Below are 13,219 nucleotides of genomic sequence, written 5' to 3' on the forward strand. Positions count from 1 at the left end.
ATGATATCTTTCTTACTCATATTAAAAATCCTCCTTTGGTAGTTATTTTCATTCTACCAAGGGAGGATACTTTACACAAAAATTTTTACACCGTCGGTCTTTAAAGAACTTTGGGGTGCCTAGCACCCCATGTTATTTTAAATCAAATTTCTGACTCACCCCAAGTTATTTTGGTGTGCCGTTTTAAACACACGATGTTATAGACTAGTGGTTTTTATTTCTTTTTTGTTTGTATATTGATACCATCACTACTCCCGCTAACAATACGATACATAGATATGCTTGTGCATGACTTGCATCATATGTTGCTACTGAAGGTAGTGCTACTGGTGTAGCTGCTTTCGGTGTAGGCTTTGGCGTCGGTGTAGGTTTTGGATCTTCTTTTGGTGGATCAATATTTGGTAATTCAACGATTTCTTTATAGTAGACTTTCACAATGTTATTTGCTTCATCTTTTTCTACCGTAAATGCAAATGCATCAAATGCTTTATCGTTTTTCACATGAGAGTCATATACATATTTTAATTTACCTGTTTGGTCCATTAAGAAGTCATGTCCAAGAACTTCAATTTTAACCATGTGTCCAATATCAACTGGTCCTAATACATTCGGTTCTGTTTTACGAAGTTCTGCTTTTGCAATATCGTCTTCATACGTATAGTGTTCTACACGATAGTTTTGTTTTGTACGAACAAACTTGAAGTATGCGTTTGTAACATTATTTTCTGTATAGTAAGTAATCTTCACTGGATCTACTTCACCAAAGAATTCATAATATCCTGTTCCATCTTCATTTGGAATTCGATCAAGTATTGCATCACCATCTGCAAAGTGTGCAGTATCAAATGCTACTTCTGGTTGATATACTTCACTTTGTCCAGTTACAAACATTTGGTTTGCACTAACAGGTGCTACTGTTTGCATTTCAGAGCCTAGAGGGTTTCCTTCTTCATCACACAACACACGGTTTAAACTATATCCTCTAACATGTTGCCAGTACGCTTGTGGGTTTGGACCTGCTATTGGAAGTTGTGATTTTTCTTCATCATCGGCTGCATACGATAAATATACACCGTTATTAGCATGATCATTAATATCATACCAACCTGGTCCATCAACTAGTTCTTCATTAATTCGAACTTGGAATGTTACAGTTCCAGTAGCAGTTTCATCTGCATCTACACTCATTGCAATTGGTAAATCTTTAACAACTGTACGACCATTTTCATTTACTACATGCTCATCTAAGCCAATGACTTCAAATGGTGCAGGTACAACATCTGTAATTGTTGCTTTACGAGATTCAACAAGATCTAAGATATGTGTTTTAATATCACCTAACACTTTTTCAACATTACCTGTTGCACCAACATAATATAGTGCTTCATCATTAATCTTTGATGCATATGCTTTTAAATTCTTTATTCCAGTATCGCTTGTTTGATTGTAACCAATAGAGTAAATGGTTGCACCGTTATTTTTTAAATCGTTTGCTTGTTGCTCTGCATATTTATGAGGTGATAGTCCTCCGCCTCCACCTTCGTTTGTTACACCATCGCAAAGTAATACAACAAAGTTATCTCTAGATGGATCCATATAACTTTTTGCAGCTGCAAATGCAGCTCCAACATTCGTTGTTCCTCCAGTACTACCGAATATATTACTAAATGTGATATTTCCATTAGCATCTGTAATTTGTGAAATATTCGTAATTGGATTATCTGTAATCTTATATGCTGAATGAGAAAATTCAACTGCTCGAATTGAAACACGACCTGCTAATCTTTGATCTGTAAGTAATGCCTTAGCAAAATCATTCGCTCCTGCTTTAGCACTTGTATATGGTGCGCCTGCCATACTTCCACTTTTATCCATAATAAAGATTACGTTTACTGCACCTGTAGTTGATTTTCTTCCTTTCACTGTTGCTCCAAATGTAATGTCATATACACCTGGAACTTCTGTTTTTTTCACTTGTTTTACAACACTAGCTTCATCTAGTGCTGCTCCCAATATAACTCCTGTATTTTGATCTGGAATTACTGTTTCACTGCTACCAAGTGTTCCATTTTCTGGAGCATCAGTATTTGCTTTTATTTGCACCATTGAACCTGTAAAGAATACGCCAATAGTTAATACGAATGTGAGAATCAAACTAAATATTTTCTGGGTACTATTTTTTCCTTTCATAGTCGTTCCTCCCAACACACACAAGTACTTTAAAACAAAAAACAGTTCAAAGTACTACACGAATGAACTGCATTAATAAAGTATTAACTATGTAAAGAATCAATCAACAGGGAAAAATATAGATGATTGATTGCGAATGGAATCATTCGCTTTGCATCAAAGAACAACACACAATCAATGACACACTACCTTATTAACGCACACACACATTGATTGGTTGAATACATTTGTATTCCACACTTTAATCATATTCAATTTATTTTCGCTTGTAAATTGTTTAAAAAGCGTTTTCTATATAAATATTACGCGAAATAACGATATTATTCTTATCTCCATATGAATATAATAAATTAATGATTATAAATAATTAAAATATCGCGATGAAAAGGATGAATCACCATTTTTCGATGTTCATCCTTCTCTATGCTTGCTACTTAGCTATTCGGTTTTTTGTATTTTCGCTGATTGATGATAAGAATACTTGCCGCTACAATGCCAACAAAGAAGATGTACAACCAGTCTTTTGTTGCATCGTAAGTTGCAACACTTGGTAGAGCAACTGATGGTTGTTCAATCTTTGGTGCTATTGCTGGTGCTTGTTTTGCATATACAACATGGAAGACATTGTTTTCACTTGTTGTAGCATCCATAATTAAACTTTCTCTACTCACTGATTTAAGTGTATATAGTGGATCTTTGTCAATGAATCGACGGATCAAATCATTTGTTAGTTCAACTTTATCTCCATCTACATAGACAGTTTCACTTGTATACGTTCCTAGATAATTCTCATGATTTAGATCACTTCCAATTTCATTTTCCCAGTAGTAAATCACGTAGCCAACTTTTTTAATCACTGGTTCATTACGCTTATAAACAACATGGAAGACATTATCTTCAACTTGTTCAATATTAATACGCAAGTTTTTCTTACTTACACTATCTACTACAAATAATGGATCATGATCAATGTACTTATGAATCAATTCATCACTTAACGTAATTTCATCATCATGAAGATGAATTGCATCTGAATCATGTCGACCGATATAATTTGCATGGTTTTCATCACTACCAATTGCATCTTCCCAGTAGTATACAGTATATCCTGTTCTTGGTGGAATGTATTCTTCAATTGGAATAATATATGTCAAATCATTGTTGTTGACACCAAATGATGACCAGTTAAATTGATCATCAAGTTTTGCACCTACTGCTTCAAAACGAATCATTACATGTTTACCAAATTGTTCAGTTTCTTGAATATCGAGTGTAACTTTTGTTTGTTCACTATTTCGATCAATGACAACTGCTTTTGTACGATCACTTGGCGTAATTGGGTTATTGTAATGTGAATAATAACTTTGACTTTCATCATAGAAACCAATTGTTGTCACTAGTTGTGGAAAGTAAAGTACATATGCTTCATTATCTGGAACTCTTGCGCCCATGTGGTTAAATGCATAGTCTTTTAAATCGATTTCCACAGTAGTTGCACCTTCATCTACAATTTCTGGTGTATCGATCATGCGATATTGATTTCCAAATTGTCCACTTGTTGCTAATGCATATAGTGGTGAGAAATCAACAATTTGATTGTATGCTAGCGTAAACTGAATTAAGTTTTTTGAAGCCATATGCTGTGCACCTTCAATACTTGTAATTTGGTTTGTCGCAAATGCCAAGATTTGAAGATTTGGCAGTGTATACACTTCTTGTGGAATTTCTTTAATCCGGTTAAAGGCAAACGATAGATGCGTTAGCTTTGTAAGATTTGAAATCCCTACTGGTACATCTTGAATGTAGTTTCCAAGAAACGATAGACTATGTAGATTCTCTAAATTTATAACACGCTGTGCACCTGTACGAATTTGATTGTATTGGAAATTAAGTGTGGTTACGTTTTCTAGACATGATATGACGCTTGGAACTTCTTGTAAACCTGCATATCCAATAGTTAGGCTAACAAGTGTGTCCTTTACATATGCCATTTCCATTGGTAGGGTTTGTAGTTTTTGACTTGTCACATCCTTTTGATCAACGCTCAGTATCCGTAATGCTTTAAAATGATGGATTCCATCAAGTTGTTGAACTGGATATGAACTATTGATAAGTACTGACTGCGTTTTATAAATCGCTTGAATATCTGTATTTGTTAATTGATACGTTTGTACATCTACTCCAGTTTGTTTCAATATAACTTCTGCCACATATGTAGCAAATGCGATATCAGGGAAGTGTTGAATCAACGTATCATTTTCTTGCATTTCTTGAACGGCTGGTAGATTTTCACAAACCGTTGGTGTAGTAACTGCCTTTACTTGTGTAGACATACTGATGAAACCTGTACACATGGTAAACGTAAGCAGCACTACGAAAAATACTTTACCTCTTTTCATAATGTTCCTCCTTATTAATTTGTACTCGAACAAAAAAACAGCTCAAAGTACCACACACAAATGAACTGCATTAATAAAGTTTGATTATGAAATTGTAATAAACTACCCGAAGCAAGCAAGGGCGTTTGATTCGTAAACCGGGCCCTGCTTCTTTGCACCAATTACGATGCAAAAAAAACGAAGACCCTCTACCTTATTAACGCACACACAATATTTTTGGACACAAACGTATCCCACACTTTCATTATAAAGTAGTTTACACAAGAAGTAAATTGACCGGCTATATAAATACTGAAACATTTATTCCTACCATGTATAAATTGATATAAGTACTGTATTTTTACATATCCTTATATGTACATATATATGATTTTTTAGACAAAAAACAAGTGCTAACTTTCGATAAAGTTTTGCACTTGTTGTTGTATTTCTTCTTTTATATTTGGTTTTTGAATATCAAACCAATGTACATCCATTTGGTTATTAAACCATGTATATTGTCGCTTCGCAAAATTGCGCGTGTTCTTTTGAATAAAGCTGATGGTTTCTTCCATACTTGCTTCGCCTTGAAAATAACTTTGCCATTCTTTATAGCCAATCCCGCGCATACTTTGTAACGCAAACGTTGTATCATCTTTCACAATATCTTGAAGTTCTTCAAGTAACCCCATGTCCATCATCTTTACTACACGTGCATCAATGCGTTTGTATAGTTCACTACGTTCAACAGTTAAGCCTAGTATATATGCATCATATAACATTTCATGATTTTGTTTTTGTAGGCGTTCACTTTTTTTATGACCAAGATGATTCATCATTAAAGCTCGTTTGATGCGACGAGTATTATTTGGGTGTAAGACTTTTGCGCTTTCAATATCTTCCTGTTTAAGACGTTCATATAATTCTATATCCGATAAACTATCCAGTAGTTTACTATATACTTCATCTTCTTGTTCTTCTTCAAACACATAATCATACAAAGCCGCTTTGATATATAATCCGGTACCTCCACAGATGATGGGAAGTTTTCCTTTTGCTTGAATTTTGGCAATATACTTACGTGCTTGTTCTTGGAATATTTTTACATTGTAGGTATCTTCATAGTCATAGCAATCCACTAAGTAGTGGGTAATACCATCCATTTCTTCAGGTGTGATTTTCGCACTACCAATACTTAGTTGTTTATATACTTGATAAGCATCACCACTAATGATTTCACCATTGAATTTCTTAGCTAATTCAATTGCCATCTTACTTTTTCCAACACCAGTTGGTCCAATCACGGCTAGTACTTTTGTTTTATCCATACTACTTCACCCGTAGAAAACTTTTCTCTAAGTCTTTCATTGTGTACTTAAGAAAAGTTGGTCGTCCATGTGGACAGTGAAAAGGCTGTTCACAATGCTCTAAATCACTAATGACTTGTTGCATCTCTGGTAAACTTAATGAACGATTGAAACGAATCGATGAGTGACATGCCATTGTTGCAAGCGCATGCTTACGTAAACTTTCAATATCCACTTCCTCATTTTTAATATAGTAATCAACCATATCTTGTAAGAAGGCTTGTTCATCTATATTTACTAACCATGTGGGAATGCTACGCACCACAAAACTTGTATCCCCAAACACTTCAAATTGGATACCTAGTGGTTCCAGCTTTTGATTTAGTGCATCCACACTTTGAATCGCTTGCAAGGTAGAAGTTAGTGTAATTGGCACAAGTAAATCCTGTTGGTCTTTTACTCCTGCTAATACTTTTTGTTTGATCACTTCAAAGTTATATCGTTCTTGTGCAGCATGTTGATCAATGATATATAAACCATCTTCACCTTCAGCTAAGATATACGCTTTTTGCAGTTGGGCTAGTGCACGCATCGCTGGAAACGATGGATTTTTCACTTTCGCTGGTTCTGCTTTTTGTACTTCAGGACTACTTTGAACAATCACATCCACCACGTCTTCTTGTACTGGTATTTCTTCTACAATTTCTTCTTTTGGCAAGGTTGGCTTTTCATATACAACCGTAGGCTCAGCTACTTTTGGTGTGATTGTTTCAGATTCGACATTTTGATATACAGGTACAACTGGTTTTTTAACTTCCTCAAATTGGAAGGTTGGCATTTCTACTTCCAGTTTTTCCTGTTTAACCACACGATTGACTTCCATCTTATCGCGAAGAGCTGCTTGTAAAGTTTCCTTAATTAAAAACTCTAACTGTTTTTCTTTTGAGAAACGTACTTCCCATTTACTTGGGTGCACGTTTACATCTACAAGTTGTGGATCCATATTTATATGCAATACAACAATTGGATAACGTCCACTTGGAATATATGGACTATATGCATCCATAATTGCTTTTTGTAGACGATAGGAACGAATCATTCGATTGTTGATAAAAAACAACATGTAGTATTTTGTTGCTCTTGTTTGAAATGGTTGAACTGCATATCCATCGATTGCATAGTCATTATCTTTACCTTGCACTTTGATGGCTGCTTTTGCTACTTCACGACCATAAATTAGCAGTAACACTTCTTGCATATTTCCATTTCCATTGCTTTGAAATACCATCTTGTCATCATGAAATAAGCTAAATGAAATGTTTGGATATGCTAGCGCAAACTTTTGAATTACATCACTAATAAGTGAGAATTCATAACTTGCACTGCGTAAATGTTTAAATCGTGCAGGTGTTCTTTGAAATAAGTTCTTAACCGTAATTTGCGTTCCTTTTGGTGTCCCAATCGGTTTTGCTTGTAAGGTTTTCCCATAAGAGATTTCAACTAAAGTTCCATCAGTTCCATCATTTGTTTTTAATTCCACATGAGATACAGAGGAAATCGATGGTAAGGCTTCTCCACGAAATCCCATCGTCGAGATTTTCCAAAGATCTTTTACATCTTTAATTTTACTTGTCGCATGACGTTCAAAGGCAAGGGTTGCATCTTGTGCACTCATTCCATCTCCATCATCCACAATCATCATCTCTTCAATTCCACCTTGGCGGACATGAATTTGAATCTTTGATGCATGGGCATCGATTGCATTTTCAACAAGCTCTTTAATGACTCCACTTGGTCGTTCAACAACTTCTCCAGCTGCAATCATATTTGTTAAATGTGCATCTAATCTTTGAATTTTTGCCATGCTGACTCCTTTCCTATTTCTTTAGTTCATTTAGAAACAACAAGGCTTCAATCGGTGTCATTTGTTCGACATTTGCCTGTTGTAATTTACGTAAGACTTCTGTTGCTTGATGATCTTCTTTAACCAACTCTTCTTGCATTTCTACATGTAAGTCAATTTCATCTTTTTGCACATTTGCTAATATTTGACTTGCTCGTTCAAGTAAACTATTTGGAAGTTTTGCTAGTCTAGCAACATTGACTCCATAGGACTTATCTGCTTTTCCTGGTTTCATTTTGTATAAGAAGACAATCTCATCATCATCTTCATCTACAGCAACTGTAATATTACGAATTCCATCATACGTATCTTCTAGTGAAGTTAGTTCATGGTAGTGGGTAGAGAATAGTGTTTTTGCCTTGGTATGTTCATGTAAATACTCTAACATTGCATATGCTAAACTCATTCCATCATAAGTAGAAGTACCACGTCCAATTTCATCAAATAATATCAGCGATGCATCTGTCGCATTTTGCAAAGCGTAATTTGCTTCCATCATTTCTACCATGAATGTAGAATGACCACTCATGATATCATCACTTGCTCCAATACGCGTAAAGATCTTATCAAAGATTGGTAAGACACATTCTTTAGCTGGCACATAACTTCCCATTTGTGCAAGGATTACCGTTAAGGCAACTTGACGCATAAAGGTTGATTTTCCACCCATGTTTGGTCCCGTGATAATCATAATACTGTCATCCGCATTCATCTGTAAATCGTTAGTTACATAACGACTTTTCTTCATCATATCATTTAAAATTGGATGTGCATTTTCCACTAAGTGAATGCGATTGTTGTTTTCAAAGACTGGACGAATGTATCCAGGTTTACTTGCAACTACACTTAAGGCATATAGCGCATCAATTTTCGCAATCGCACGTGCAAGTTGATGTATTTTTGGTAAGTATAGACGAATTTCATCAATCAACATTTGATAAAGTTCATATTCACGACGTACACTTTTTTCTTTTGCATGTAAGATTTTATCTTCTAAATCTTTTAGTTCTTCACTAACAAAACGTTCTGCATTGGTTAGTGTTTGTTTACGTGTGTAACCAAAATCATCTTTCAGTTTACCTAGATTTGTACTACTTACTTCAATATAGTAACCAAATACACGGTTGTATCCAACTTTTAATGAGTTGATTCCAGTTCGTTCTTTTTCACGTAATTCCAAATCCAAAATGTACTGATTGGCTTCATTTTGAATCTTACGATATTCATCAAGTTGACTATCATAACCATCCACAAAGATATGTCCATCTTTTGGATTATTACTTGCATCTTCCAACATGATTCCATCTAGTTTTAACGTTAAATCCACACAAGCATCCACTTGTACTTCTTGGATCATTTGCTTACAACCATTAAAGACTTCTAAAATTCTAGGAGCTGCAACTAATGTTGAAGTTAGACGACGAACATCTTGTGGGTTGGCATTACCATAAGCAATCTTTGCCCCTAGACGGTCCAAATCATATACTGCACTCAACTCTTCTTTTAATTCATCTTTTAAAATAAAATTGTCATTTAAATATCCAATTGCATCTAGACGTTGGTTGATTTTTGCTTCATCGATTAATGGATATGAAATCCATTGTTTTAAACAACGTGCCCCTAGTGCCGTTTTCGTATGATTTAAAAACCCAAATAAAGTTTGTGACTTACTGTTAACACGTAGTGGTTGTAATAACTCTAAATTGGCTTTTGTTGAGAAATCCATTTGTAGGTATGCATCATCTTCAAGCATTTCTACTTTACCTAAATGCGACATTTCACGTTTTTGTGTTGCTTCTAAATAATTTGTTAGCATCGCAAAACTCGTTTTGATGTGTACATCTTGAACATCTAATAAAGCTTCATATGTTGCTTTTAAAGTAAGATCTTCTTCATAAGAAAGTGTCATCGTTCCATATTCTTCTAAACGTTTTTTCACCTTGTTATCCAGACTTTCATTTACAACGATTTCCTTAACATTCATCGATAGTAATGTCATCTGTAAGGTTTGAAAATCGCGGTCAATACTTTTAGCGAGAACTTGCCCACAAGTCATCTCACAAAAGCATAATGCATATCCATATTTAAAATCATAAATGGTTGCAAGATATACACCACTTTGATTTTCATTTGCTTCTTCCATAATCGTTCCTGGTGTAACGATTTTTACAACATCACGTTTTACAATCTTACCTGCACTAGCTTCTTCTAGTTGTTCCACGATGGCAATCTTGTATCCTTTTTGTGTTAGACGTTGAATGTACCCAGTTGCTGCATGGTAAGGAATACCACACATAGGAACTCTTTCTTCTACCCCTGCATTACGTCCTGTTAATACTAAATCAAGTTCTTTACTTGCGACAATTGCATCATCAAAGAACATTTCATAAAAATCTCCCAAACGATAAAAAACAATACAGTCTTGAAGTCCTTTTTTCACTTCTAAGTATTGCATCATCATTGGTGTATATTTCTTTTCTTTCACTTGTTTTTTTGAATTTTCCATATGTGACATTATACCATATTCTATGTCAACTAAAAATTTTAAGTTTGCTGATTATTAAAAAGTGACCCTGTATCATTAGAGTCACTTTCATACCAACCTCATAAACTTATTCATGATTCCTTCGTGTGTGTGGAAGATAGAGGAGGTTGGCGATATCCCCATTAGTTACCTAATAAGAAACATATCATATTACCACCAGCATAAAGGTATCATCGTCTACACAAATTATAACACTCTATAATCAAATAATCTTTTATTTCCGCTGATTCATATAGTGTACATAAAGTATATAAAAAAGACTATCGTTTCCGACAGTCCATTATTCATTAATCTTCTACGTAAGGTAGCAAAGCCATTCTCCATTGTTCATAATATCACTCATTTTTTAATGAAGGATAGTCCTACAATTCATTCATCAGCAGTTGACGTTTTCCTCCAACAAATCGTATTCGCTAAAATTCCTACGATTACTATTATTCCGAATAATCCCCACGGAATAATCCAAGAAATAGCCAAGGGCATTTCAAAGCGATACAATGTTGCTACAGTCAAAATTACAGAAATAATGCTTGTGCCACCGCCCACAACGCGACAGAGTCTTTTTGCATTATATTTTTGCTTTTTTTCTTTGCTTTGCATATTGTATCCTGCAATTAAGAAACCACCTTTTCCCATTAGTAGAATAAAAGATATTATAACGAGTATGACGACAAGTACCCAGCTTATCCAAAGTTGATCATTCATTTTTTTATATCCTACTATTCTTCATTTTCATGCTTAGCATTATGCTTTACTTTTAGTATATAGGTAAGAAACACAACCATGAACAATATACCATAAATAATGCCTAATGCTCCATCAGTAATTTTTCCACTAGCAACTATCCTTACTTCTTCAATCACTAAATCATAAATACAAGCGATGAGAGCAACAAAACCGAACAAACCAGAAAAGTATATCAAATATTTTTGTTTTCTTTCTGTCAATGGGTATATGTCATAATAGATAAACTCGATACTGCACAACACGACAACGAGAAGGATAATTGTTAATTCTGCCCATTTGCCTGACGCCCACTCTATTCCGCACGAATAAAGTAGTGCGTTGATCAACAATAAGCCTACAAGCGAAAATAAGCCATGCTTAAATACATTTCCTCTTTTCAATAATTGGAGTTCATCCAAATGCTTTATTTCTTTCATTCTTTAATCCTCCCAAAATAATTCATCTAAGGTTTTCCCTAAGACCTTACAAATGTCAATGCAGAGTTTTACGGACGGATAATAGTCGCCTTTTTCAATAGCGTTCATTGTCTGTCGACTAACACCAATAGCTTCCGCTAAATCTTTTTGCGTCATATCAAGTGCCGCTCGTGCCGCTTTTACTTTTAGATTTTTTGCCACAATGTGATCATTCCCACCTTTCAAATTCCTTAGTTTTTCGTCGATTACTACACATGAAGCATATCATATATAAAATATCGTGTCAAATAACTCTGACATTTATTAAAAACATATTTACATAATAGTTAAAATATTTTACTTTATTTCTAATAAGGGCTATATGTCTTTTTGAAATTATAGGTTTTACTTATAAAAAAACAGCGATAGAATCTTTTATTTCCGTCGATTCATATGGTGCCTATAAAGCATATAAAAAAGACTATCGTTTCCGACAGTCTATGATTCATTAATCTTCTACGTAAGGTAGTAAAGCCATTTGGCGTGCACGTTTAATTGCAGTAGCCAACATTCTTTGGTATTTCGCTTTTGTTCCTGTAACACGTCTAGGAATAATTTTCCCGTTAGCTGAAATAAAGCGTCTTAACAATTCAACATCTTTGTAGTCGATTGTTTCAATTTTGTTTTTTGTAAAATAACAGATTTTTTTACGTCCAACTCTTTGTTTTTTAAAAGCCATGATGTACTCCTTTCACTTAAAATGGTAGATCATCACTTGCAATGTCTAATGTGTTTTCAAAGTCGTCTGCAACTGATGATTGATTTTGATTAAAATCATTTTGTGCAAACCCAGTTTGTGGTTGGTTTTGCGGAACATAAGGTTGTGCATGTGTTTGTGTACTTGCTCCCCTTGATTCTAAGAAATCAAAGTTCTCAACCGTTACGTCTGTAGTATATACCGTTTTTCCATCTTGCCCTTGGTAAGAACCAGTCGTAATACGACCTTCTACACCAATTAATGAACCTTTAGCTAAGTATTGGCTCATTACGTCTGCTTGTTTTCCCCATGCTGTACATGAAATAAAATCTGCATCCGGTTGTCCTTCTTGTTTGAAGCGACGGTTTACAGCAAGTGTAAAACGTACTACTGAAGTTCCAGATTGTGTTTTTCTTAGTTCTAAGTCTTTGGTAATTCTACCAGTTAATAAAACTTTATTCATAATCTGTTCCCTTCCTATTTCTCTTCATCAGTTTTTACGACTAAGAAACGAATTACATTAGAGTTAATGCGTGTTAAACGGTTGAACTCTGCGATCGCTTCGTTTCCAGCTGTAACGTTAATTACATAGTAGAAACCTTTCGTCATGTGATTGATTTCATACGCGAACTCTCTGCTTCCCCATTCGTCAACTTTGTCGATGGTAGCACCGTTGTCAGTTAATGTTTTGTGAACTGATTCAACAACTTGTGCTCTAGCAGCATCATCTAATGATGCGTTCACGATGTACATAATCTCATATTTTCTCATTTTGTACACCTCCTTCTGGTCTATTGGTTATCTTTTGACAAGATAACAAGGAGTAATCGAAATTACTCGCTAAGTAATGATAGCATTAAAAACCCTAAAAAACAAGGTTTTTGTCAATTATTACTTGACGTCCTCAATTATTTTTTTAATTGCAACACCTCGTTGCAATCAGATGATACAAGGTATAATATAAGTGACTTTATGTTTCGGGACAATTGAAAGGAGG

Annotated in this window: 11 protein-coding genes; all 11 read right to left on the reverse strand. The window is 34.7% G+C overall.

The window, feature by feature from the left end:
• Positions 1-204: 204 nt before the first annotated feature.
• The 11 genes from M2098_RS11005 to rpsF all read right to left on the reverse strand — a co-directional run bounded on the left by M2098_RS11005 (position 205) and on the right by rpsF (position 12,993).
• On the reverse strand, positions 205-2,190 hold the full coding sequence (locus M2098_RS11005) for a vWA domain-containing protein (RefSeq protein ID WP_280684441.1): 1,986 nt from the start codon (positions 2,188-2,190) through the stop codon (positions 205-207).
• A 434-nt stretch (positions 2,191-2,624) separates the two neighbouring features.
• Positions 2,625-4,589 carry a leucine-rich repeat domain-containing protein gene (locus tag M2098_RS11010; protein ID WP_280684444.1) on the reverse strand — a complete coding sequence of 655 codons (1,965 nt, stop codon included), beginning with the start codon at positions 4,587-4,589 and terminating at the stop codon, positions 2,625-2,627.
• A gap of 392 nt (positions 4,590-4,981) precedes the next feature.
• Entirely contained in the window at positions 4,982-5,896 is a 915-nt protein-coding gene (miaA, locus tag M2098_RS11015) for a tRNA (adenosine(37)-N6)-dimethylallyltransferase MiaA (protein WP_280684446.1), read from the reverse strand.
• Position 5,897: 1 nt separating this feature from the next.
• Positions 5,898-7,739, reverse strand: coding sequence for a DNA mismatch repair endonuclease MutL (gene mutL, locus M2098_RS11020; protein WP_280684447.1), 1,842 nt, complete (start codon positions 7,737-7,739; stop codon positions 5,898-5,900).
• A gap of 13 nt (positions 7,740-7,752) precedes the next feature.
• Complete coding sequence (mutS, locus tag M2098_RS11025) at positions 7,753-10,284, reverse strand: DNA mismatch repair protein MutS (protein WP_280684449.1); 2,532 nt, start codon at positions 10,282-10,284, stop codon at positions 7,753-7,755.
• A gap of 408 nt (positions 10,285-10,692) precedes the next feature.
• Complete coding sequence (locus M2098_RS11030; protein ID WP_280684451.1) at positions 10,693-11,028, reverse strand: DUF3784 domain-containing protein; 336 nt, start codon at positions 11,026-11,028, stop codon at positions 10,693-10,695.
• 14 nt (positions 11,029-11,042) lie between these two features.
• Complete coding sequence (locus M2098_RS11035) at positions 11,043-11,486, reverse strand: hypothetical protein (RefSeq protein ID WP_280684458.1); 444 nt, start codon at positions 11,484-11,486, stop codon at positions 11,043-11,045.
• Positions 11,487-11,489: 3 nt separating this feature from the next.
• Complete coding sequence (locus M2098_RS11040; RefSeq protein ID WP_134171157.1) at positions 11,490-11,687, reverse strand: helix-turn-helix transcriptional regulator; 198 nt, start codon at positions 11,685-11,687, stop codon at positions 11,490-11,492.
• Between the two features lie 286 nt (positions 11,688-11,973).
• Positions 11,974-12,204, reverse strand: coding sequence for a 30S ribosomal protein S18 (rpsR, locus tag M2098_RS11045; protein WP_067422136.1), 231 nt, complete (start codon positions 12,202-12,204; stop codon positions 11,974-11,976).
• A 16-nt stretch (positions 12,205-12,220) separates the two neighbouring features.
• Complete coding sequence (ssb, locus tag M2098_RS11050) at positions 12,221-12,688, reverse strand: single-stranded DNA-binding protein (RefSeq protein WP_134171159.1); 468 nt, start codon at positions 12,686-12,688, stop codon at positions 12,221-12,223.
• Positions 12,689-12,699: 11 nt separating this feature from the next.
• Positions 12,700-12,993, reverse strand: coding sequence for a 30S ribosomal protein S6 (gene rpsF / locus M2098_RS11055; protein WP_134171161.1), 294 nt, complete (start codon positions 12,991-12,993; stop codon positions 12,700-12,702).
• Positions 12,994-13,219 lie beyond the last annotated feature (226 nt).

It is taken from the genome of Breznakia sp. PFB1-19, assembly GCF_029893935.1.
GTDB lineage: Bacteria > Bacillota_I > Bacilli_A > Erysipelotrichales > Erysipelotrichaceae > Breznakia > Breznakia blatticola.

What these genes read in the sequence shown, in the direction of transcription:
- rpsF (WP_134171161.1), bottom strand. Translation starts at nt 12,993, where the DNA reads ATGAGAAAATATGAGATTATGTACATCGTGAACGCATCATTAGATGAT.
- rpsR (WP_067422136.1), bottom strand. Translation starts at nt 12,204, where the DNA reads ATGGCTTTTAAAAAACAAAGAGTTGGACGTAAAAAAATCTGTTATTTT.
- mutS (WP_280684449.1), bottom strand. Translation starts at nt 10,284, where the DNA reads ATGGAAAATTCAAAAAAACAAGTGAAAGAAAAGAAATATACACCAATG.
- mutL (WP_280684447.1), bottom strand. Translation starts at nt 7,739, where the DNA reads ATGGCAAAAATTCAAAGATTAGATGCACATTTAACAAATATGATTGCA.
- M2098_RS11010 (WP_280684444.1), bottom strand. Translation starts at nt 4,589, where the DNA reads ATGAAAAGAGGTAAAGTATTTTTCGTAGTGCTGCTTACGTTTACCATG.
- M2098_RS11035 (WP_280684458.1), bottom strand. Translation starts at nt 11,486, where the DNA reads ATGAAAGAAATAAAGCATTTGGATGAACTCCAATTATTGAAAAGAGGA.
- miaA (WP_280684446.1), bottom strand. Translation starts at nt 5,896, where the DNA reads ATGGATAAAACAAAAGTACTAGCCGTGATTGGACCAACTGGTGTTGGA.
- M2098_RS11005 (WP_280684441.1), bottom strand. Translation starts at nt 2,190, where the DNA reads ATGAAAGGAAAAAATAGTACCCAGAAAATATTTAGTTTGATTCTCACA.
- M2098_RS11030 (WP_280684451.1), bottom strand. Translation starts at nt 11,028, where the DNA reads ATGAATGATCAACTTTGGATAAGCTGGGTACTTGTCGTCATACTCGTT.